This is a genomic window from Paracoccus sp. ME4 (genome assembly GCF_046736325.1).
Taxonomy (GTDB): domain Bacteria; phylum Pseudomonadota; class Alphaproteobacteria; order Rhodobacterales; family Rhodobacteraceae; genus Paracoccus.
The window spans coordinates 431,897-453,349 of sequence record NZ_CP151276.1; the positions used below are offsets into that span (position 1 = coordinate 431,897).

General features: G+C 70.2%; 20 protein-coding genes. 10 read left to right on the top strand and 10 right to left on the bottom strand.

Features of this window, described 5'->3' with window-relative positions:
* Nucleotides 1-52: 52 nt before the first annotated feature.
* Together AACG61_RS02140 and AACG61_RS02145 are read right to left on the bottom strand one after the other, a co-directional pair.
* Nucleotides 53-1,369: an HlyD family type I secretion periplasmic adaptor subunit gene (locus tag AACG61_RS02140; RefSeq protein ID WP_411838381.1), complete on the bottom strand. Its 1,317-nt coding sequence runs from the start codon at nt 1,367-1,369 to the stop codon at nt 53-55.
* A complete protein-coding gene (locus AACG61_RS02145) occupies nt 1,366-3,117 on the bottom strand; it encodes a type I secretion system permease/ATPase (protein ID WP_411838382.1) in 1,752 nt (583 codons plus the stop codon). The genes AACG61_RS02140 and AACG61_RS02145 overlap by 4 nt, the downstream gene beginning before the upstream one ends.
* 122 nt (nt 3,118-3,239) lie before the next feature.
* On the opposite strand from AACG61_RS02145, the gene AACG61_RS02150 reads away from it, so the two are divergent.
* Both AACG61_RS02150 and AACG61_RS02155 read left to right on the top strand, forming a co-directional pair.
* Nucleotides 3,240-4,025 carry a VacJ family lipoprotein gene (locus AACG61_RS02150; protein WP_411838383.1) on the top strand — a complete coding sequence of 262 codons (786 nt, stop codon included), beginning with the start codon at nt 3,240-3,242 and terminating at the stop codon, nt 4,023-4,025.
* On the top strand, nt 4,015-4,617 hold the full coding sequence (locus tag AACG61_RS02155) for a phospholipid-binding protein MlaC (RefSeq protein WP_411838384.1): 603 nt from the start codon (nt 4,015-4,017) through the stop codon (nt 4,615-4,617). Before AACG61_RS02150 ends, AACG61_RS02155 begins: the two co-directional genes overlap by 11 nt.
* A gap of 77 nt (nt 4,618-4,694) precedes the next feature.
* Here the strand turns inward: AACG61_RS02155 and AACG61_RS02160 are convergent, their stop codons facing one another.
* The 3 genes from AACG61_RS02160 to AACG61_RS02170 all read right to left on the bottom strand — a co-directional run bounded on the left by AACG61_RS02160 (nt 4,695) and on the right by AACG61_RS02170 (nt 9,838).
* The gene (locus tag AACG61_RS02160; RefSeq protein ID WP_411838385.1) at nt 4,695-6,977 is read right to left on the bottom strand and encodes a transglycosylase domain-containing protein; all 2,283 of its coding nucleotides are present in this window, start codon (nt 6,975-6,977) and stop codon (nt 4,695-4,697) included.
* 189 nt (nt 6,978-7,166) lie between these two features.
* Entirely contained in the window at nt 7,167-8,573 is a 1,407-nt protein-coding gene (locus AACG61_RS02165; protein ID WP_411838386.1) for an ammonium transporter, read from the bottom strand.
* A gap of 263 nt (nt 8,574-8,836) precedes the next feature.
* Complete coding sequence (locus AACG61_RS02170; RefSeq protein ID WP_411838387.1) at nt 8,837-9,838, bottom strand: polyprenyl synthetase family protein; 1,002 nt, start codon at nt 9,836-9,838, stop codon at nt 8,837-8,839.
* A 75-nt stretch (nt 9,839-9,913) separates the two neighbouring features.
* Here AACG61_RS02170 and AACG61_RS02175 point away from each other — a divergent pair, with 75 nt between their 5' ends.
* From AACG61_RS02175 to AACG61_RS02185, 3 genes are read left to right on the top strand one after another with little or no spacing between them, the layout of a single operon-like run.
* On the top strand, nt 9,914-10,123 hold the full coding sequence (locus AACG61_RS02175) for a DUF2007 domain-containing protein (protein ID WP_411838388.1): 210 nt from the start codon (nt 9,914-9,916) through the stop codon (nt 10,121-10,123).
* Nucleotides 10,116-10,865 (top strand): tRNA1(Val) (adenine(37)-N6)-methyltransferase, encoded by a 750-nt coding sequence (locus tag AACG61_RS02180; protein WP_411838389.1) that lies wholly within the window; start codon nt 10,116-10,118, stop codon nt 10,863-10,865. Before AACG61_RS02175 ends, AACG61_RS02180 begins: the two co-directional genes overlap by 8 nt.
* A gap of 58 nt (nt 10,866-10,923) precedes the next feature.
* Nucleotides 10,924-11,088 carry a YdcH family protein gene (locus tag AACG61_RS02185; protein WP_411838390.1) on the top strand — a complete coding sequence of 55 codons (165 nt, stop codon included), beginning with the start codon at nt 10,924-10,926 and terminating at the stop codon, nt 11,086-11,088.
* A 72-nt stretch (nt 11,089-11,160) separates the two neighbouring features.
* Here the strand turns inward: AACG61_RS02185 and phbB are convergent, their stop codons facing one another.
* From phbB to AACG61_RS02200, 3 genes are all read right to left on the bottom strand, one after another.
* Complete coding sequence (gene phbB, locus AACG61_RS02190; protein WP_411838391.1) at nt 11,161-11,886, bottom strand: acetoacetyl-CoA reductase; 726 nt, start codon at nt 11,884-11,886, stop codon at nt 11,161-11,163.
* Nucleotides 11,887-11,967: 81 nt separating this feature from the next.
* On the bottom strand, nt 11,968-13,140 hold the full coding sequence (locus AACG61_RS02195) for an acetyl-CoA C-acetyltransferase (RefSeq protein ID WP_411838392.1): 1,173 nt from the start codon (nt 13,138-13,140) through the stop codon (nt 11,968-11,970).
* Nucleotides 13,141-13,244: 104 nt separating this feature from the next.
* Nucleotides 13,245-14,045 (bottom strand): EAL domain-containing protein, encoded by an 801-nt coding sequence (locus AACG61_RS02200; RefSeq protein ID WP_411839447.1) that lies wholly within the window; start codon nt 14,043-14,045, stop codon nt 13,245-13,247.
* Between the two features lie 111 nt (nt 14,046-14,156).
* Here AACG61_RS02200 and AACG61_RS02205 point away from each other — a divergent pair, with 111 nt between their 5' ends.
* Nucleotides 14,157-14,732 (top strand): DNA-3-methyladenine glycosylase I, encoded by a 576-nt coding sequence (locus tag AACG61_RS02205; RefSeq protein ID WP_411838393.1) that lies wholly within the window; start codon nt 14,157-14,159, stop codon nt 14,730-14,732.
* Here the strand turns inward: AACG61_RS02205 and AACG61_RS02210 are convergent.
* Complete coding sequence (locus AACG61_RS02210) at nt 14,710-15,258, bottom strand: TlpA disulfide reductase family protein (protein WP_411838394.1); 549 nt, start codon at nt 15,256-15,258, stop codon at nt 14,710-14,712. The two genes, AACG61_RS02205 and AACG61_RS02210, sit on opposite strands and share 23 nt — an antisense overlap.
* A gap of 21 nt (nt 15,259-15,279) precedes the next feature.
* On the opposite strand from AACG61_RS02210, the gene argH reads away from it, so the two are divergent.
* Genes argH through AACG61_RS02230 form a run of 4 tightly spaced genes read left to right on the top strand, consistent with a single transcriptional unit; the run spans nt 15,280 to nt 20,692 of the window.
* Nucleotides 15,280-16,680, top strand: a complete 1,401-nt coding sequence (gene argH, locus AACG61_RS02215; protein ID WP_411838395.1) for an argininosuccinate lyase — start codon at nt 15,280-15,282, stop codon at nt 16,678-16,680.
* Nucleotides 16,677-16,844 carry a hypothetical protein gene (locus AACG61_RS02220; RefSeq protein WP_198143121.1) on the top strand — a complete coding sequence of 56 codons (168 nt, stop codon included), beginning with the start codon at nt 16,677-16,679 and terminating at the stop codon, nt 16,842-16,844. The genes argH and AACG61_RS02220 overlap by 4 nt, the downstream gene beginning before the upstream one ends.
* Complete coding sequence (gene lysA / locus AACG61_RS02225) at nt 16,845-18,110, top strand: diaminopimelate decarboxylase (RefSeq protein WP_411838396.1); 1,266 nt, start codon at nt 16,845-16,847, stop codon at nt 18,108-18,110. It abuts the gene before it with no gap.
* On the top strand, nt 18,101-20,692 hold the full coding sequence (locus AACG61_RS02230) for a DUF4175 domain-containing protein (RefSeq protein ID WP_411838397.1): 2,592 nt from the start codon (nt 18,101-18,103) through the stop codon (nt 20,690-20,692). The genes lysA and AACG61_RS02230 overlap by 10 nt, the downstream gene beginning before the upstream one ends.
* Here AACG61_RS02230 and AACG61_RS02235 read toward each other — a convergent pair.
* Nucleotides 20,689-21,441, bottom strand: a complete 753-nt coding sequence (locus AACG61_RS02235) for a zinc-ribbon domain-containing protein (protein ID WP_411838398.1) — start codon at nt 21,439-21,441, stop codon at nt 20,689-20,691. The genes AACG61_RS02230 and AACG61_RS02235 overlap by 4 nt on opposite strands.
* Between the last annotated feature and the right edge of the window lie 12 nt (nt 21,442-21,453).

Sequence of the window (21,453 nt, forward strand, 5' to 3'; positions counted from 1 at the left end):
CTCCCCGCCCGTCCTGGCCCGCAGGCCCTGGAACGGCCGCTGACCGCGCCGCTCAGCTCTCGCGGAAGGCGCGGTTGAAATAGTCGGCCAAGGGCTTCATCAGATAGGCCATCGGGCTGCGGTCGCCGGTCTGGATATAGACCTCGACCGGCATGCCGGGCACCAGCGCCAGATCGCCCAGCTTGTCCAGCTGCTCGGGCGGGATCGAGACCTCGGCCCGGTAGTAGGGGCTGCGGGTCGCCTCGTCGATCAGCGCGTCGGCCGAGATCCGGTCCAGCCGGCCGTCGATCTCGGGCGTGGTGCGCGAGGAGAAGGCCGAGAATCGCAGCACGACCGGCTGGCCGACCTGGATCTCGTCCACGTTGATCGTGGCGACCCGCGCCCCGATCACCAGCGGACGGTCCTGCGGGATGATGTAGAGCAGCGGATCGGCCGGCCGGATCACCGATCGCGGCGTCGTCACCTGCATGTTGTAGACCACGCCCGATACCGGGGCGCGGATCTCCAGGCGGTCCAGCTGTTCGGTCAGGCTGCGGCGGCGCTCGGCCAGCTCCAGCTCGCGATAGCCCAGATCGCGCAGCTCGGTCTCGGCCTGCTCGCGGCGTTCGGCGGCCAGGCGCAGGCGCTGGATCTCCAGCTCGGTCTGGCGGATCGCGGCGGCGGCGCGACTGGCCTGCAGCGAGCCCAGCTCGCCGTCCATGCGCGCCGCCTCGCGCTCCAGCGCCAGGACCCGGCTGGCCTGCGCCAGGCCCCGGTCCAGAAGGCTCTGCTGGTCGCGCAGCTCGCGGCCGATCAGCTCGCGCTGCGTGCCCAGGGCCGCGATCTGGGCGTCGATGCCGTCGACCTCGGAATCGATCTGGTCGGACTGCTTGGACAGCTGGTCCAGCGACTGGCGCAGCGTGTCCAGTCGGGTGACGAACAGGCTGGACTGCCCCTCGACCAGATCGCGCAGCGCGGGCGCGGTCTCGGCCGCGGTCAGCAGCTCCTCGGGGAAGGTGACCTCCGCGGCATCGGCGCGCTCCGCCTCCAGGCGGCCGCGGCGGGCCAGGATCTCGAAATACTGGCCCTCGACGATCGTGTGCTCGGTCCGCAGCAGCGTGCCGTCCAGCGACAGCAGCACGTCGCCCGCCGCCACCGATGCGCCTTCCGAGACCGCGATCTCCTGCACCACGCCGCCGTCGGGATGCTGGACGATCTGACGCTGCTGCTCGACCTCGACCTGGCCCGTCGCGACCACCGCGCCCGAGATCTGAGTCGAGACGGCCCAGGCCACGAAACCGCCGATCAGGATCGCCACGCCCAGGCAGCCGGCGATGATCGGCCCGCGGACGGGCCATTTGCGGCGCTCGGCGCCCTCCTGCCGGGTCATGCCACACCTCCGCCCTGGCCGGCGCTCTGCGCCTGCCGGATCTGTGCCGAGTTCTGCACCATCTGTTCCAGCACCTTGTCGCGCGGTCCGAAGGCGCGGCGGATGCCGCTCTCCAGCACCAGCAGGTTTTCGCATTCGTTGATGGCGGCCGGGCGGTGCGCCATGATGATGACGGCCCCGCCCTGCGCCTTGATCCGCCGGATGGCCTGGTTCAGCGCCTCGGAGCCCTGGTTGTCCAGGTTCGAGTTCGGTTCGTCCAGCACCAGCAGCACCGGATCGGGATAGAGCGCGCGGGCCAGTCCGATGCGCTGGATCTGGCCGCCCGACAGCCGCCCGGCCGTCTGGCTGATGCGGGTGTCATAGCCCTGCGGCAGGTCCAGGATCATCTGATGCGCCGCGGCGGCCTGCGCGGCGCGCACGACCCGGTCGGGATCGGGCCGGTCGCTGAGGCGGGCGATGTTGTCGGCGATGGTGCCGTCGAACAGGGTCACCTGCTGGGGCAGATAGCCGATCAGCGCGCCCAGCATGTCGGGGTCGTACTGATCCAGCGTCGCCCCGCCAAGGCGGATGCTGCCCGCGCCCGCGTGCCACGCCCCGATCAGGGCGCGCGCCAGCGTCGATTTCCCCGCCCCCGACGGGCCGATCACGCCCAGGGCGGTTCCCGGCGCCACGCCGAAGCTGACGCCCCGCAGCGTCGCCTGGCTGTCGCCCGGCGGGGCGACCGACAGGTTGCGGACCTCGAGGCGGCCTTCGGGGCGGGGCAGGGGGGTGCGCGGCACGTCGGCGGGCTGACGCGAGAGCAGCGCGGCCAGGCGCGCCCAGCCATCCTGCGCCGCCTGGACCGAGGGCCAGCCGCCGACCAGCTGATCGACCGGCGCCAGGGCGCGGCCCATCACGATGGAGCTGGCGATCATCGCGCCGGGCGTCAGCTCCTGGCGCAGCACCAGCCAGGCCCCCGCGGCCAGCATCGCGCTTTGCAGGAACAGCCGGAAGGTCCGCGAGAAGACGCTGAACCCGGTGGAGAGATCGCCCGCACGCACGGCATTGTCCTGCGATTCGGCGCGGGCGATCCGCCAGCGCGCGAAGGTCGCGCCGCGCATGCCCAGGGCGCCGATCACCTCGCCCTCGTCGCGATAGAGGTCGGCCATGCGCTGCGCCTGCGCCCCGGCATGGGCCGATCCCTGCAGCGGCGCCTTGGTCAGCACCCGGTTCAGGATCGTGGTCCCGACCAGGATCGCGCCGCCGATCGTCGCGACGATCCCCAGGACGGGGTGGAAGATGTAGACGGCCGCCAGGAACAGCGGCGCCCAGGGCAGGTCGAAGAAGGCCAGCGCCACCGGCGAGGCGATCAGGCGCTGCACCGAGTCCAGGTCGCGCATGCCGCCGGCGGTCGCCGCGGCCTCGTCGCCGCGCAGCGCGCCCTCGTGCAGGGCGGCGTTGAAGACCCGTCCCTCCATCCGGTCCTGGAACCGGGCGGCGATGCGGCCCATCACCCGGCCGCGGATGCTGTCGATCACCCCCATCAGCAGGAACAGGAAGATGACCAGGACGAACAGCGCGGTCAGCGTCTCGACGCTGCGCGAGGCCAGGACGCGGTCATAGACCTGCAGCATGAACAGCGGCCCGGTCAGCATCAGCAGGTTGACCACCGCCGAGAAGATCCCTACCGCCAGGAACAGCCGCCAGCCCGTCGCGCGGGCCGCCCGCAGTTCGCGTTCGCCGTTCTGCAGGTTCGCGCCCTTGGCCATCCGTCCCGTCCCGCCTGTCCACAGCCCCGCCGGGGCTTGCCACGTTCTTGCAGCGACCATATCACCGGGCATGGCCATTGCCAGTCTGATGCCCTGCTTTCCACAGAAAGGTTAGGATTCCCTTGCCCCCGTTCCGAGTCCTTCCACTGCTGCTGGCATCGCTGCTGGGTGCAGGCTGCGCCGCCACCGCGCCCGTCCAGACCGACGGCATCCCCGTCAGCGACCCGTTCGAGGCGCAGAACCGCCGCGTCCATGCCTTCAACAAGGCGCTGGACGCGCGCGTGATCGGCCCCGTCGCCAACCGGCTGCGCGGCGATGACGATGCGGCGCCCCGCGATCCCGACGCGCCGATCGGGCCGGTCCAGATGGTGCGCAATGCCGGGCGCAACCTGACCCTGCCGGTCAAGGTCGTGAACGGCCTGCTGCAGGGCCGCCCCGCCGATGCGGGCACCAACCTGACGCGGTTCGCGGTCAACACCACGGTGGGCCTGGGCGGGCTGTTCGACCCGGCCGCCGACAGCTTCGGCGTGACCGAGCGCGACACCGACTTCGGAGAGACTCTGGCGGTCTGGGGCGTGCCCGAGGGCGCCTATCTGGAACTGCCGGTTCTGGGCCCCTCCACGCAGCGCGACGCGGTGGGGATGGTCGTCGATCTGCTGATCGACCCGCTGTATCACGTCTTCGACGGGCGCGACGCGGCGACGGTCTTCGCGCTGCGCGTCGCCTCAAAAGCCGGTGATCGGGCGCAGTTCGGGGATACGGTGGATGGCATCCTGCAGGGCAGTGCGGATAGCTATGCCCAGACACGGCTGATCTGGCTGATGAACCGCCGCTTTGATCTGGGAGAGACCGGTGATGATTATGACCCCTATGACGATGATGCGATCATCGACCCCTATGCGGAGTGACCGGCGCGGTTTCCTGGGCATGCTGGCCATGGCCGGAACCGCGGTGGTCCTGCCGGGACGCGCGGCCTTCGCGCTGGACGCGGATGGCGCGCGCGCGCTGATCGACCGGTCCTTGGGAGAGGTCTATCAGGTCATCAACTCGGGCCAGCCTGCCCCGCAGATGTATCAGCAGTTCGAGGCGATCTTCGCCCGCTATGCGGATGTGGACGCGATCGCGCGCTCGGCCCTCGGCCCCGCCGCGCGGCAGACCGACCCGGCGGTCTTTGCCGATTACCGGCAGGCCTTCCAGGGCTATATCGGGCGCAAGTACGGCGCGCGCTTCCGCGAGTTCATCGGCTCGCGGATCGAGGTGACGGATGCGCGACCGCTGAAGAGCTTCTTTGCCGTGACCTCGGTCGCCTATCTGAACGGGCGGGCGCCGATGGAGGTGGAGTGGCATGTCTCCGACCGGTCGGGGCAGGATCTCTACTTCAACATCATCATCGAGGGCGTGAACATGCTGGCCAGCGAACGCGCCGAGATCGGGGCGATGCTGGCCCGCCGTCAGGGCGACGTGGCCGGTCTGGCCGCCGATCTGCGCCAGGCGGGCTGACCCGCCCCATCCCGGAATGAAGAACGCCGCCCGATCCTGCGATCGGGCGGCGTTCTGATGCACGGTGCGTAGGGCGGTCAGTTCCCGCCCAGGATGCCGTTCAACGCGCGGGACAGGGCATCGTCGGATTCCGCGCCCACGCTGCTGCCCGGAGTGACGGGCGGGCCGCCCTGCACCTCGCCGGGGGCGGTGATCACGCGGCCGCTGTTCTGCGCCTCGACCCCGTTCATCACCCCGGCCAGTGCCGCGGCCAGCGGATCGTCGGCCGAGCCGCTGGTGACGACCTGCGGCGTGCTCTGGCCGCTGGACATGATGATGCCGCTGCCGTCGGGCGAGACGGTGGACAGGGGCAGCTCCGGCAGGCCGTCATGGATCTCGGACATCACCGCCTGCCAGATCTCGGCCGGAAGGCCGCCGCCGGTCACGCCGGTCAGGGGGGTGTTGTCGTCATTGCCCATCCAGACGCCGGTGACATACTGCTCGGTGAAGCCCACGAACCAGGCGTCGCGATAGCTGCTGGTGGTGCCGGTCTTGCCCGCCACCGGGCGCGAGCCCAGCTGCGCCCGCCCGCCGGTGCCGTTCGAGATCACCTGCTGCATCATGTAGATCAGCTGTCCCGCCGCGCGCTGGCTGATGACGCGGTCGCCGAAGCCGCCGGTCTGGCCCATCAGCGGGCGGTCGTCCCCCTGCATGGCGACCTCGACCACGCCATAGGGCGCGACCGAGGTGCCGCCGTTGCGGATGCCCGCATAGGCGCCGGTCAGCTCCATCAGCGTGGCCTCGGACGCGCCCAGGCCCAGGGAGGGGCTGGTGGTCAGGTTGCTGACGATGCCGAAGTCGCGCGCCACGCGGATCACCTGGTCGCGGCCCACGACCTCCTGCAGGCGGATGGTCGAGGTGTTCAGCGACTGCGCCAGCGACTGCGTCAGCGTGACCATGCCGCGATAGTTGCGGGTATAGTTCTGGGGCGACCAGTTGCGCCCGCCGGGAATGCGGATGGTCAGCGGCCCGTCCTCGATCCGGTCGCTTGGCGAATAGCCCGCCTCAAGCGCCGCGGCATAGACGAAGGGCTTGAAGCTGGAGCCGGTCTGGCGCTTGGCCTGGGTCGCGCGGTTGAAGACGCCGTTCACCCGCGTGTCGCGCCCGCCGATCATGGCGCGCACCGCGCCGTCGGCCGACATCACCACCACGGCCGCCTCGGCGGTCGAGCCGTCCTTGACCTTTTCGTCGAAGACCCGCTGCAGGGCGCGTTCTGCGGCGCGCTGGATGCGCTGGTCGAAGGTCGTGGTGATGGTCACGTCCTCGGTCGTCTCGCTGGTCAGGAAGCCGGGACCCGATTCCATCAGCCAGTCCGCGAAATAGCCGCCCGCCCGCGCGGTGGCGGCCTGGGACAGGGTGGCGGGGTTGGCGCGGGCCTGGGCCAGCTGCGCGTCGTCCAGATAGCCCTCCTCGTTCATCAGGCCCAGCACGACGCTGGCGCGGGCCTGCGCGCGCTCCAGGCTGGCGGTCGGGGCATAGCGGCTGGGCGCGGGCAGGAGGCCCGCCAGCATAGCGGCCTCGGAGACGTTCAGCTCGGCCGCGCGCTTGTTGAAATAGACCTGGCTTGCCGCCTCGAAGCCCCGCGCGCCGCCGCCCAGATAGGAGCGGTTCATGTAGATCGAGAGGATCTCCTCCTTGCTGTACTTCGCCTCCATGGCGAAGGCGTAGGGGATCTCCTTGATCTTGCGCCAGATGCCGCCCGACCGGCATTCGGCCTCGAACTCGGCTTCGTTGGCGAATCGGGTCGGATCGAAGGTATCGCCCAGGCACAGCAGCTTGGCGACCTGCTGCGTGATGGTCGAGCCGCCGTTGCCCTCCAGCGGGCCGCGGCCCTCGGCCAGGTTGATGCGGATGGCGCTGGCGATGCCGCGCGGACTGACGCCGAAATGCCGGAAGAAGCGGCGGTCCTCCGAGGACAGGACCGCCTCCTGCAGGACCTCGGGGATCTGGTCGCTGGTCACCGCGCCATAGGTCTCGCCGCGCCAGGCGAAGACGCGGCCGTCGCGGTCCAGCATGGTGACGCTGCCGCGCGCGCGCCCGTCGAACAGGGCCGAGGCCTCGGGCAGGCTGACATAGAAATAGGCGCTGGCCGCGCCGATGATCAGCGCCACCGTCATCGCCAGGCGCCAGACCGAACCCCACAGGATGCGCCAGACCAGCGTGACCAGCCCGGCGATCCAGCCCAGGATGCCGCCGCGACGCGGCTTGCGGTGCCGCTTGACCCGCCGCGACGGGCGTGCGGCCTCGGGGGCGGGCTGGCTGCGCTTCTCTGCAACGGGGCTCTTGCCCGAGCGGGGCGGGGTGCCGGTGGGTCTTTTCATGGATCGGATGCCTGCGTGACTGCGGTGCCGGTTGGCCCGGACGGTTGCCACGCACTTTACAGCAAGATTGCCACGGGGGGAATTGGCCTGACCGAAGCGTGATTTTTCCCGCCGATGCCGCCGCCGCGCGGAATGCGAAAGGCCCGGCCGTCGCGGGCCGGGCCTTCCACGGAGATCGCCGTTGCGCGATCAGTTGTAGGCGTTCTCGCCGTGGGTGGTGACGTCCAGGCCCTGACGCTCGTCGCTGTCGCTGACGCGCAGGCCGATCAGCGCCTTGACGATGTGGATGGCCACGAAGGACACGACCGCCGACCAGATGACCGCGATGATCACGCCCAGGGTCTGGTTCCAGACCTGCGCGCCCATCGCGTATTCGCCGACCGCGCCGGTCGAATAGTCGAAGACGCCCGATCCGCCAAGCGAGGGGGCCGCGAAGACGCCCGTCAGCACCGCGCCCACGATGCCGCCGATGCCGTGGATGCCGAACACGTCCAGGCTGTCGTCGATGCCCATGCGCGCCTTGAATGAGATCACGAACCACATGCAGGCCAGACCGGCGACCAGGCCGATCGCGATGGCGCCCATCGGTCCGACGAAGCCTGCCGCCGGGGTCACGCCGACCAGGCCCGCGATGGCGCCCGAGATGCCGCCCAGCAGGCTGGGATGGCCGCGCATGATCCATTCGCCGAAGGACCAGGCCAGCACGCCCGCCGCCGTCGCCACCGCGGTGTTGATCATCGCCAGCGCCGTCAGTCCGTTCGCCTCCAGGTTCGAGCCCGCGTTGAAGCCGAACCAGCCGACCCACAGGATGCAGCCGCCGACCAGCGTGAAGGTCAGGTTGTGCGGCGCCAGCAGCTCCTTGCGATAGCCGAGGCGGGGGCCTGCGACCATGGCCGCGACCAGGCCCGCCACGCCCGCGTTGATGTGGATGACCGTGCCGCCGGCAAAGTCCAGCGCGCCGTGCCCGAACAGCAGTCCCGAGGGCGCGTCATAGGCCGACGGGCCGCCCCACCACCAGACCATGTGGGCCATCGGGATGTAGGAGAAGACGAACCAGATCACCACGAAGAGCAGGATGGCCGAGAATTTCAGCCGTTCCGCCGTGGCGCCCACGATCAGCGCCGAGGCGATGCAGGCGAAGGCCATCTGGAAGATCACAAAGGCCAGTTCCGGCACATAGACGCCGGTCGAGAAGGTCTCGGCCAGCGACGCCGTGGTGACGCCCGACAGGAACGCCTTGGACAGCCCGCCGATATAGGGCGTCAGGAAGCCCGCATCCTCGGCGCTGCCGGCGCCGGTGAAGGCCAGCGAATAGCCGAAGGCGATCCACAGGATGGCGATGATCGAAAAGATGGTCAGGACCTGCATCAGCACCGACAGCATGTTCTTGGCGCGCACCAGACCGCCATAGAACAGCGCCAGCCCCGGCAGCGTCATCATGATGACCAGGATGGCCGACATCATCAGCCAGGCCGCATCGCCCTTGTCCGCGATCGGGGCCGCGGCCTCGACGACCGGGGCGGCTGCATCCTGTGCGAAGGCCGGGACGACGGACAGCGTCGCCGCCAGAAGACCATATGCGGAAAGCGTTCTCATACTTCTCTCATCCTCAACTTACCCCACGGGCCGCAATGCGGCGAACATCGCCCCTTGGATCGGCACAATCCGGCCTCTTGCACAGGGCGCGGGCAGGGATTCGGGATGGTCAGACGGGAACTGCCGCAATTATCGGCCGGATTCGCGCGCTCTGCCTGCATTTGCGGCGCAGGCCGAGCGGGCGGGGCCGGGCCGTCGCGGCCCATGGGGCGCCGACCCGCGGTCGGGCGCGGGCGGCGGGACGGTGTCGCGGGATGGTGGGGTCAGGCGACCCGGCTGACGACGAAATCGGCCAGATCGGCCAGCATGTCGCGGATCGGATGGTCGGGCAGCTGTTCCAGCGCGCGGCGCGCGCGAGCGGCATGGGCCAGCGCGTCGGCGCGCGCGGCCTCCATCGCGCCGTGCCGCGCCAGAAGCGACAGGGCGTGATCCAGATCGCCCTCGCGCTGATCGCCCGCCTCGATGGTGCGCGACCAGAAGGCGCGCTCCTCGGGGGTGGCGCGGGCGACGGCCTTGATGACCGGCAGCGTCAGCTTGCGTTCGCGGAAGTCGTCGCCGACGTTCTTGCCGATGGTCTCGGTCGCGCCGCCGTAATCCAGCAGGTCGTCCACGATCTGGAAGCTGACGCCCAGGGCGTCGCCATAGTCGAACAGCGCCTGGACCTGACGGTCGGGCGCGCCTGCGATGACGCCGCCCACCTCGGTCGCGGCCGAAAACAGCGCCGCCGTCTTGCCGCGCACGACCTGCAGATAGACGGATTCGTCGGTGGCCAGGTCCTGCGCCGCGGTCAGCTGCAGCACCTCGCCCTCGGCGATGGTGGCGCTGGCGTTCGACAGGATCTCCAGCGTGCGCAGGTTGCCCGGCTCGACCATCAGCTGAAAGCTGCGGGCGAACAGATAGTCGCCGACCAGCACGCTGGACTTGTTGTCCCACAGCAGGTTCGCCGTCGGGCGCCCGCGCCGCTGGCGGCTTTCGTCCACGACATCGTCATGCAGCAGCGTGGCGGTGTGGATGAACTCGACCGTGGCGGCCAGGTGGATGTGCCAGGGGCCGGGATAGCCCAGCAGCTTGGCCGCGGCCAGGGTCAGCATCGGGCGCAGGCGCTTGCCGCCGGCCTCGATCAGATGGGCCGTCACCTCGGGGATGCGGGGGGCATGGCGGCTGGCCATGCGGTCGCGGATCAGCGCGTTGACCGCCTCCATCTCGGCGGCCAGGGCCTCGCTCAGCCGGTCCAGCGGTTTGCGGACGTTCTCCTGCACAGTCATAGCGTACCCCGTGTCTGCGCCCAACGCATTGCCACGGCATCGACAAATGCGCAACCGCCGCTTAACGTCGCGCCCATGAAAGAGCTTTTCCGCAGCAACGATCCCGTCCGCATGTCCGCCGCGACCAGCCTGCTGGAATCCGAAGGGATCGCCACCTTTCCGATGGATCAGCACATGAGCGTGCTGGAAGGCTCCATCGGCATCCTGCCCGCGCGGCTGATGGTCGCGGACCGGGACGAATTCATGGCCCGCGCCATCCTGCGCGACAACGGGCTGGATGACTGACACCCGCATCGACGGATTTCTGGACGGGCGGCTGCGCATCGCCCAACCCGTGCGCGGCTATCGCGCGGGGGCGGATGCGGTGATGCTGGCCGCCGCCTGTCCGGCGCGGCCGGGGCAGGCGGTGCTGGAGCTGGGCTGCGGGGCGGGGGTGGCCAGCCTGTGCCTGGGCTGGCGGGTGGCGGACCTGACCATCACCGGGCTGGAACGGCAGGAGGGCTATGCCGCGCTGGCTTGCGCCAACGCGGCGGCGAACGGCATCGCGCTCAGGGTGCTGACGGGCGATCTGTCGGCCATGCCTGCGGCGCTTCGGGCGATGGCCTTCGATCATGTGATCATGAACCCGCCCTATTTCCTGGGCGGCACGCCTGCGCCGGATGCGGGCCGCGCGCAGGCCCGGTCCGAGGAGACCCCGCTGGCGCTTTGGGTCGAGGCCGGGCTGCGGCGGCTGCGCCCCGGCGGCTGGCTGACGGCGATCCAGCGCGCCGACCGGCTGGACGGGCTGATCGCGGCGCTGGCGGGACAGGCCGGGGGCATCGCGATCCGGCCCGTCGCGGCCCGGCAGGGGGCGGAGGCCGGGCGGGTGCTGGTCTGCGCGCGCAAGGGGGCGCGGACGCCGCTGCGGCTGCTGGCGCCGCTGCTGACGCATGACGCGGAGGGTGAGGACGGAGGGCTGAGCCCCGCCACTGCCCGCATCCTGCGCGACGGGCTGCCGATCGACATGGGAATTGCGAAAGTCGCGTGACAGAATCGCGATGCTGTGCTGCACTGAGGGTGTTCGAGACAACAAAGAGGAGTACGCGATGACGGTTGCTTCCCATGTCGAGGAGCTTCGCAAGAAGCATCAGAACCTTTCGGTCGCAGTGGAGAGGGCGCAAAGGAGCCCCAGTACCAGCGACCACGAAATCACCGCCATGAAGCGCGAGAAGCTGCGCCTGAAGGAGCAGATCACCCGATTGGGTCACTGAACGGACACCGCCTTACGGGAAAGGCCCGCGCGGGATGCGCGGGCCTTTCTTGTTGCGGTCGCGGGCCGCGCGTCAGACGAAGAACTGACCGCCATTCGCGCTGAGGGTCGAGCCGGTGATGAAGCCCGCATCGTCCGCGGCCAGGAACACCACGGCGCGCGCGATCTCCTCGGGCTCGCCAAGGCGGCCGACGGGGATCTGCGGGATGATGCGCTCGTTCAGGACCTTCTCGTCGATGGCGCGGACCATCTCGGTGCCGATGTAGCCGGGGCAGATTGCGTTGACGGTGATGCCGGCCCGTGCGCCCTCCTGGGCCAGCGCCTTGGTGAAGCCCAGATCGCCCGCCTTGGCCGCGGAATAGTTCGCCTGACCTGCCTGACCCTTTTGCCCGTTGATCGAGCTGATGTTGATCACGCGGCCGAACTTGGCGTTGCGCATGCCGTTCCAGACGCCATGGGTCATGTTGAAGACGCCGGTCAGGTTGGTGTCGATGACCTCTTTCCACTGCTGGGGGGTCATCTTGTGGAACATCGCGTCGCGGGTGATGCCGGCGTTGTTGACCAGCACGGCGACGGGGCCCAGTTCGGCCTCGACCTGCTTGATGCCTTCGGCGCAGGCGTCGTAATCGGCGACCGACCATTTGTAGGTCTTGATGCCCGTCTCCTCGGTGAAGGCGCGCGCGGCGTCGTCATTGCCCGCATAATTGGCCGCGACGGTATAGCCCGCCTCCTTTAGCGCCTTGGAGATGGCGGCGCCGATGCCCCGCGATCCTCCGGTGACAAGTGCGACTTTCGACATGGTCCCCCTCCTTTGTAGATTCTTGAAATATTGCTAATCAATGAAATCGGGGCGCGCAAGATCGTTGCGCGCCCGGTGGGCTCAGCGCTCCAGGCACATGGCGACGCCCATGCCGCCGCCGATGCACAGCGTGGCCAGGCCCTTCTTGGCGTCGCGGCGGCGCATCTCGAACAGCAGCGTGTTCAGGATGCGCGCACCCGAGGCGCCGATCGGATGGCCGATGGCGATGGCGCCGCCGTTCACGTTCACGATGGAGGGGTCCCAGCCCATGTCCTTGTTCACGGCGCAGGCCTGGGCAGCAAAGGCCTCGTTCGCCTCGACCAGGTCCAGATCGCCCACGGACCAGCCGGCCTTCTCCAGCGCGCGGCGGCTGGCCGGGATCGGGCCGGTGCCCATGATCGCGGGGTCCAGACCGGCGGTGGCATAGCTGGCGATGCGGGCCAAGGGCGTCAGGCCGCGGCGCGCGGCCTCGTCCTCTGACATCACCATGACCGCCGCCGCGCCGTCGTTCAGGCCCGAGGCATTGGCCGCCGTGACCGAGCCGTCCTTGGTGAAGGCGGGGCGCAGCTTCTGCATGGCCTCGATGGTCGCGCCGTGGCGGATGTATTCGTCCTTCTCGACCACCGTGTCGCCCTTGCGGGTCTTGACGGTGAAGCCCACGATCTCGTCGTCGAAGCGGCCGTCCTTCTGGGCGGCTTCGGCCTTGTTCTGCGAGGCCAGGGCGAATTCGTCCTGCTGGTCGCGGCTGATCTGCCACTGGTTGGCGACGTTCTCGGCCGTCTGGCCCATGTGATAGTTGTTGAACGCGTCCCACAGCCCGTCGCGGATCATCGTGTCGATGAACTGCATGTCGCCCATCTTCTGGCCCGCGCGCAGATAGGCGGCATGCGCGGACAGCGACATGCTCTCCTGCCCGCCGGCCAGCACCACGCGGGCATCGCCCAGGATCACCTGCTGCGCGGCAAGCGCCACGGCGCGCAGGCCCGAACCGCAGACCTGGTTGATGCCCCAGGCCGAGGATTCGCGCGGCAGGCCCGCCTTGATATGCGCCTGGCGGGCGGGGTTCTGTCCCTGGGCGGCGGTCAGGACCTGGCCCAGGATCGTCTCGTCGACCTCGGCCGCGTCGATGCCCGCGCGGCGGACGACCTCGGCCAGCACGGCCGCGCCCAGATCGTGCGCGGGCACGTTGGCGAATGCGCCCAGGAAACTTCCGACCGGGGTGCGTGCGGCGGATACGATAACGGCTTTGGTCACGTGAGGACTCCTTCCCAGCTGTGCCGGACGAGCCGGCCTGCGGTCAGGATGCCGTTTGGCGACGCAACGTCAAGCCGAAGGCTGCGCCGCGCCGCACCGGCCATTCAGCGCGTGGCCAGCGACGGCGGCTTCTTCCAGGGCGGGGCGATGGTGGGTGCGCCGAAATAGTAGCCCTGCAGGCAGTCTATGCCGATGTCGATCAGGAAGGCCGCCTCCTCGGCGGTCTCGACCGATTCCGCAACGGTGAACATGTCGAAATGATGCGCGATGGATTGCAGCGCGCGGGTCAGGACCTGATTGTCGGGCTTGGCCGCGATCTCGCGGATGAACTGGCCGTCGATCTTGATCATGTCGAAGCAGAAGTCGCGCAGATAGCGGAACGAGGTGTAGCCCGCGCCGAAATCGTCCAGGGCCAGGCTGATGCCGTATCCCTGCACCTCGGCCATGAAGGCCTGCACCTCCTCGGGCATGCCCATGGCGCTGCTCTCGGTGATCTCCAGGATCAGCCGTTCCCCCAGGGTCGGCTGGTCCGCGATGCCGCGGCGCAGGGTGCCGATCCAGTCGGGATAGAGGATCGAGCGCGCGGACATGTTGATCGACAGGCGCAGGCCTGGATCCTCGGCCAGGGTCTGCAGGCCCAGGGACAGCGACAGGCAGTCGATCTTGCGGCCCAGCTCGGTCGTCTCGGCCTGGGGCATGAAATCGCGCAGCGGCACCAGGCGGCCGCTGTCGTCGATGATGCGGATCAGCCCCTCGTAGAAGGCGGGCGTCTTGGTGCGCTGCGCCTGGACGATGGGCTGGAAGGCCAGCACGCCGCTGCCCTTCTCGACCGCGGCGGCGACGGCGGCGAGGGTGATGCGGTCCTGATGCCGGATCGCGTCTTCCAGGGGCGAGCTGTTGTCCATGGTTCTGTCGCTCACGGGGCGGCCTCATTCGACTCGGGTCTGCTTGCAGTCTGCCCATATTGGCTTAACCTGCGGTGAATCGTGACCGCTAATTCAACTTTGGGTTAACAGATGCTGAACCGATGCGCGTGGTGCGGCAGCGACCCGGTCTATGTGGCCTATCACGACACGGAATGGGGCGTGCCCGAACGCGACCCCCGCGCCCTGTGGGAAAAGCTGGTCCTGGACGGGTTCCAGGCCGGCCTGTCCTGGATCACCATCCTGCGCAAGCGCGACGCCTTCCGAGCCGAATTCGACGGCTTCGACCCCGAACGCGTGGCGGCCTGGGACGCGGCGCGCATCGAACGCGCCCTGTCCAACCCCGGCATCATCCGCCACCGCGGCAAGATCGAGGCCACCGTGCGCGGCGCCCGCGCCTTTCTGGCGGTCGAGGCGCAGGAAGGGTTCGCGCCATGGCTGTGGTCCTTCACCGGCGGCGACCCGATCCAGCCCGAGCGGCGCGATGCGTGCGACGTGCCCACCGACACGCCCCAGTCGCAGGCGATGTCCAAGGCGCTGAAATCACGCGGTTTCGGCTTCTGCGGGCCGGTGATCACCTATGCCTTCATGCAGGCCACGGGCATGGTGAACGACCATGTCATGACCTGCCACCGGCATGCGGCGCTCAGGGCGCCGTCAGCTGGGTGATCAGGGTCTTGGCGACCTCCGAATCCCATTCGGCATCGCCCAGATAGCGCGCGACCTCGCGGCCCTCGCGGTCGATCAGCACCGTGACGGGCAGACCGACCACGCCCATCTCGCGCGCGACCTGCTGGCGCGGGTCCAGCAGAACCGGCAGGTTCCCGACGCCGACCTCCTCGAAGAAGGCGTCGATGCGCTCCACCGAATTGCGGCCCGTGGCGATGGTCACGACCTCGAAGTCGTCGCCGCCCAGCTCGGCCTGCAGCCGGTCCAGGGCGGGCATCTCCTCGCGGCAGGGCGCGCACCACGTGGCCCAGAAGTTCACCAGGACGACCTTGCCCTGCCGGTCGGCCAGCGTCTGCGCGGCCCCGTCGCGGTCGGTGAATTCGGTCTGGGCGACCGGGGCGGGGCTTTCCGCCACGACCAGCTTGTCCAGCCCCCCGTCGCGCGCGGCCTGCCAGTCGGGGTCCGCGGCGAAGGCGGTGTTTGCACCGAAAACAAGGGCCGTATAAAGCAGGGCGGAACGCAGCATGTGACCTCCGAAGGAATTGCCATGACCGACCGGCCCCGGACCTCCGCCAACAGCATGTGGGGCGGGCGTTTCGCCGCCGGGCCGGACGCGATCATGGAGGCGATCAACGCCTCGATCGGGTTCGACCGGCGCCTCTATGCACAGGACATCCGGGGCAGCCGTGCCCATGCCGCCATGCTGGCGGCCACGGGCATCATCAAGGGTAGCGATGCCGAGGCCATCGGGGAAGGCCTGCTCACCGTCTTGTCAGAGATCGAGGCGGGCGATTTCCCCTTCCGCACCGACCTGGAGGACATCCACATGAACGTGGAGGCCCGCCTGAAGGAGGTCATCGGCGAACCCGCGGGCCGCCTGCACACGGGCCGGTCCAGGAACGACCAGGTGGCGACCGACTTCCGGCTATGGGTGCGCGATCAGTGCGACGCGGCCATCGACGGGCTGACCGCGCTGATCCGCGCGGCCCTGGGCCAGGCCGAACGGGGCGCCGATTGGGTCATGCCGGGCTTCACGCATCTTCAGACCGCGCAGCCGGTGACCTGGGGCCACCACATGATGGCCTATGTCGAGATGTTCGGCCGCGACCTGTCGCGGTTCCAGGACGCGCGCAAGCGCATGAACGAATCGCCCCTGGGCGCCGCGGCGCTGGCGGGCACGGGCTATCCGATCGACCGCGACATGACGGCCGCCGCGCTGGATTTCGACCGGCCCATGGCCAACAGCCTGGACGCGGTCAGTGACCGCGACTTTGCGCTGGAGTTCCTGGCCGCCAGCAGCATCTGCGCCGTCCACATGTCGCGCCTGGCCGAGGAGATGGTGATCTGGTCCTCGGCCCAGTTCCGCTTCGTGTCCATGTCGGACAAGTGGTCGACCGGGTCGTCGATCATGCCGCAGAAGCGCAACCCCGACGCGGCCGAGCTGATCCGCGCCAAGATCGGCCGCATCCTGGGGGCGACCGTCGCGCTGTTCACGGTGATGAAGGGCCTGCCGCTGGCCTATTCCAAGGACATGCAGGAGGACAAGGAGCAGGCCTTCGACGCCGCCGACACGCTGATGCTGGCCCTGGCCGCGATGACGGGCATGCTGTCGGACCTGACCGCGAATCGCGACCGGCTGGAGGCCGCGGCGGGGGCCGGGTTCTCGACCGCGACGGATCTGGCCGACTGGCTGGTGCGCGAACTGGGCCTGCCCTTCCGCGACGCCCATCACGTCACCGGGTCGCTGGTGGCCTTGGCCGAGCAGGGCGGCGTCGATCTGCCCGATCTGACGCTGGCGCAGATGCAATCGGTGCATGGTCAGATCACCGCCGATGTGTTCAATGTGCTGGGCGTGCACAATTCCGTCGCCTCGCGGCAGAGCTATGGCGGGACCGCGCCCACGCAGGTGCGCGCGCAGATCGCCCGCTGGAAGGAGAAACTGGCATGAGAAACATCACCATCATCGTCGTCGTCCTGGTCGTCGCGGTGGCCCTTCTGGCGGGCTGCGGCGTGGACGGCGCCCCGCAGCGCCCCGTCGAGAAGCCTGTCCAGCAGCAGATGGGCGTGACCGTCAGCGGCGATGCGCGGATCGGTGTGTCGGCCAATCTCTGAATGGACCACTTCCTGTACAAGAACGGCGAACTCCACGCCGAGGACGTGCCCCTGTCCTGCATCGCAAGCCAAGTCGGAACGCCGGTCTACGTCTATTCGGCGGCGACGCTGACGCGGCATTTCGGCCTGTTCCGGCAGGCGCTGGACTGGACCGACCACCTGGTCTGCTTTGCGGTCAAGTCCAACAGCAACCTGGCCGTGCTGAAGCTGATGGGCGATCTGGGCGCGGGCATGGACGTGGTCTCGGGCGGCGAATACGCGCGTGCCAAGGCCGCCGGCGTGCCGGGTGAGCGGATCGTCTTCTCGGGCGTGGGCAAGACCATCCCCGAGATGCGCATGGCGATCGAGGGCGGCATCCGCCAGTTCAACATCGAGAGCGAGCCCGAGATGCGCGCCCTGTCGGCGCTCTGCGTCAGCATGGGCGCCACGGTGCCGGTCGCGATCCGCGTGAACCCCGACGTGGACGCCAAGACCCATGAGAAGATCGCCACCGGCAAGTCCGAGAACAAGTTCGGCATCCCGATCTCCCGCGCGATGGAGGTCTATGCCGAGGCCGCGTCCCTGCCGGGGCTGCGCGTGGTGGGCGTGGACGTCCATATCGGCAGCCAGCTGACCGATCTGGCGCCGTTCCGCGACGCCTATCGCAAGGTCGCCGAACTGACCCGCGCACTGCGCGCCGAGGGTCACGACATCACCCGGCTGGACCTGGGCGGCGGCCTGGGCATCCCCTATCGCCGCGACAACAGCGCGCCGCCCTTGCCCATCGAATACGGGCAGGTGATCCGCGACACCGTGGGCGATCTGGGCTGCGAGATCGAGATCGAGCCGGGGCGCAACATCGTCGGCAATGCAGGCGTGCTGCTATCGCGGGTGATCTATGTGAAGAACGGCGAGGATCGCGACTTCCTGATCGTGGATGCCGCGATGAACGATCTGCTGCGCCCGGCGATGTACGGCGCGCATCACGACATCGTCCCGCTGGTCGAGCCGGGCGTCGGCGCGTCGGTCCGGCCCTATGACGTGGTGGGACCGGTCTGCGAATCGGGCGACACCTTCCAGAAGGGCGCCGACCTGCCCGAAATGGCGGCAGGGGGGCTGGTCGCGTTCCGGTCGGCCGGGGCCTATGGCGCGGTGATGGCGTCGGAATACAATTCCCGCCCCCTGGTCCCCGAGGTCCTGGTGCAGGGCGATCACTTCGCCGTCATCCGGGCACGCCCGACATTTGAGGAAATGCTGGCGCGGGATAGCATCCCCGCATGGCTTTGATCCGGCGTCCCCGCGATACAGACAGGCCGGGGGCCGACGGCCCCCGCCATGCGCCGCGTTCCGGCACCGTCCCCGAACCCTTCACGATTCCCGCCGGCCGCATCGGCCGCGCCCTGCGGCTGACGCGGGCGGGCATGGCTTGGGAACGGGCCGCGCGGGCCTTCTGGCCGCTGGCGACGATTCTGTTCTTCGGGCTGGCAGCGCTGGCCCTGGGCGCGGTGGCGGCGATGCCCGACCCGGTGCTGCCTTGGACCGGCGGGGTCTGGCTGGCCGCGGTGGTCGCGGCGGCGGGCTGGGGCGGCTGGCGCTTCCGGCGCGTGCCCCTGGCCGAGGCGGTGGAGCGGCTGGACCGGACCCTGCCCGGACGCCCGCTGAGCGCCTTGGGCGACCGGGCCGCGATCGGTGGAGAGGGCGCGCTGTGGCGCGCGCATCAGGCGCAGATGCGGCAGGCGGCCGAGGCCGCGCGCCCCGTGCCCCCCGACGCGGACCTGGCGCGGCGCGACCCCTACGCGCTGCGGCTGGCCGGGCTGGTCGCGGTGGTCATGGCGGTGATCTTCGGCGGCGCGGGACAGATGGGGCAGGGAATCGCCGCCATCGCGGCCACCGTGACCCCGCCCGCCACCGGTCCCGCCCTGCCGCAGGGCCCGGTCTGGGAGGGCTGGGCCGAGCCCCCCGCCTATACGCGCCGCCCGACCGTCTATCTGAATGCCCTGGCCGAGGGGCAGGGCCTTGACCTGCCCAAGGGCAGCCAGATCGCCTTCCGCTTCTATGCCGAGGGTGTCGTGCCGGATCAGGACATCGGCCCGCAGATCGGCGACGACCCGGCGGCGCCGGTCTTTCGCGCGGAACGGTCGGGCAGCATCAGCATCGGCGAGCGTCGGTTCGCGGTGACGGTGCAGCCCGACACGCCGCCAGTCATCCGCGCCGGGGCCGCGCCGACGCGCCGCGCCGACGGGCGGATGATCCAGGAGTTCCAGGCTGGGGACGATCACGGCGTCGTCTCGGGCCAGGCGGTGATCGCGCTGGATCTGGCGGCGGTGGACCGCCGCTTCGGTCTGGCGGTCGATCCCGAGCCGCGCGACCCGGTGGCGCTGGACCTGGCCCTGCCGCGCGGCGACCGCCGCGAGATCGCGGGCCAGCTGGCCGAGGACCTGTCCCGCCACCCCTGGGCGAACCTGTCGGTGACCGTGACCCTGCGCGCCGTGGACGGGATCGAGCAGGTCGGCCGGTCCGAGCCTGCATCCCTGCCCCTGCCGGGGCGGCGCTTCTTCGACCCGCTGGCGGCGACGCTGATCGAGCTGCGGCGCGATCTGCTGTGGTCGCGCGAGAATGCGCGGCGCAGCGCCGAGATCATTCGGGCGGTGACCTGGCAGCCCGAGGGCTTCGTCGAGGACGACCTCTATGCGGAGCTGCGCAGCGCGGTGGGTCTCTTGGAGGGCGGTCCGCTGGCCCCGGCCGATCGCGACCGGCTGGCCGAGGCCCTGTGGGAGGCGGCGGTGCTTCTGGAGGATGGCGGCCTGTCGGACGCGCTGGAGCGGATGCGCGCCGCGCAGGAGCGCCTGTCCGAGGCGATCCGCAACGGCGCCAGCCCCGACGAGGTCCAGCGCCTGATGGACGAGCTGCGCGAGGCGACCGACGCCTATACGCAGATGCTGGCCGAGCAGGCCGAACCCCGGGACAGCACGGACAGCCCGGATCGCGGCGAGGATCAGCGCCAGACCATCACCGGCGACCAGATCCAGGAGATGATGGACGAGATCCAGCGCCTGATGAACGAGGGCCGCATGGCCGAGGCCGAGGCGCTGCTGGAGCAGTTCAACCGCATGATGGAGAACCTTCAGGTCCAGCAGGGCGAAGGGCAGGGACAGGGCGAGGGCGGTCAGGGCAGCCAGCCGATGAACCGCCTGGCCGACACGCTGCGCCAGCAGCAGGAGCTGTCGGACGAGGCCTTCCGGGACATGCAGCGCCAGCCGGGGCAAGACCAGCCGGGGCAGGGCCGGCCGGGTCAAGGCCAGGACGGGGCCGAGGGCGGGCAGAGCCTGGCCGACCGTCAGCGCGCGCTGCGCGAGGAGCTGGACCAGCAGCGGGGGCTGATGCCGGGGCAGGGCTCGCCCGAGGGCGATGCGGCGCGGCGCCAGCTGGATCAGGCCGGCCGCGCGATGGAGGAGGCCGAGCGCGCGCTGCGCGACGGCGACATGGCGGGCGCGATGGAGCGTCAGGCCGATGCGATCCAGTCCATGCGCGAGGGGATGCGCGCCCTGGGCGACATGCTGGCCCAGCAGGGGCAGGAGGGCCAGGAGGGTCAGCAGGGCGGCGACGGAGAGCAGCCCGGCCAGCAGCCGGGCCAGTCGGCCCAGGGCGCCCCTGGCCAGCCCTATCAGGGCCAGCCCCGGCTGGACCCCCTGGGCCGCGAGAGCCAGGGCGGCGGCAATGTCATCACCAATGGCGATCCGTTGTCCGAGGGCGCGGACCCGGCCCGCCGCGCCCGCGACCTGCTGGACGAGATCCGCCGCCGCAGCGGCGAGCAGGGCCGCCCCGAGGACGAGCGCGACTATCTGGGCCGGTTGCTGGACCGGTTCTAGGCGGCACCGATGCGCTCTGCGAGCCACAGCCGCAGCGCGTCCAGATCGGCCCGCCATCCGCCCATGAGATCGGCCAGCGGCCCGCCCTGCGGCTGCACCAGCGGCGCGGCCAGATAGACGGCCAGCACCGCCCCCGCCAGACCCAGCCCCAAAAGGAACCCGAACCGGCCCCGCCGGGGCGCCCGCACCGCCGGGGCCGGGGGCGCGGGCTGGGCGGGTTCCGGGGCGACGGGCGTAGGGTCCTGCCGACGCGCATGTGCCGCGGCGGGCGGTGGGGTTTCGGACCGCGCGGCCTGCGCGGGCGGCGCGTCGGAGACGTTGCGGGCGTGGCGGATGACGGTCGGGGCGGCGGGGCGGGGCTCCGGCTCGGTCTCGCGGGTGAGGGTGGTGGCGGGCCAGTCGATCTCGGTCCCATCGGGCGGGGTCGCGGGAGGGCGGACGACGGCCTGCTGTTCGGCCGCGCGCAGGCGGCGCTCGTGCTCGACCTCGTCGCGCAGGATGTCCAGCACGTCGGCGGGCAGACGCCGCGCGGCAGGGGGCAGCGGACGGGGGGCGTCCTCGCCCGTGCCGCCCGCGTCGCTGCGGGCGAAACCGCCCAAGTCCAGCCGGCCTTCGGGCGCGGTCGGGCGGGCCTGCCAGACATGGCCGCAATCGCTGCACTCGACCTCGCGGCCGGTGGGGGGGATGGCGTCGGGCGGCAGGGCATATTCCGCACCGCATCCGGGACAGATCAACTTGAATTCAGCCATGCCACCCTCGTA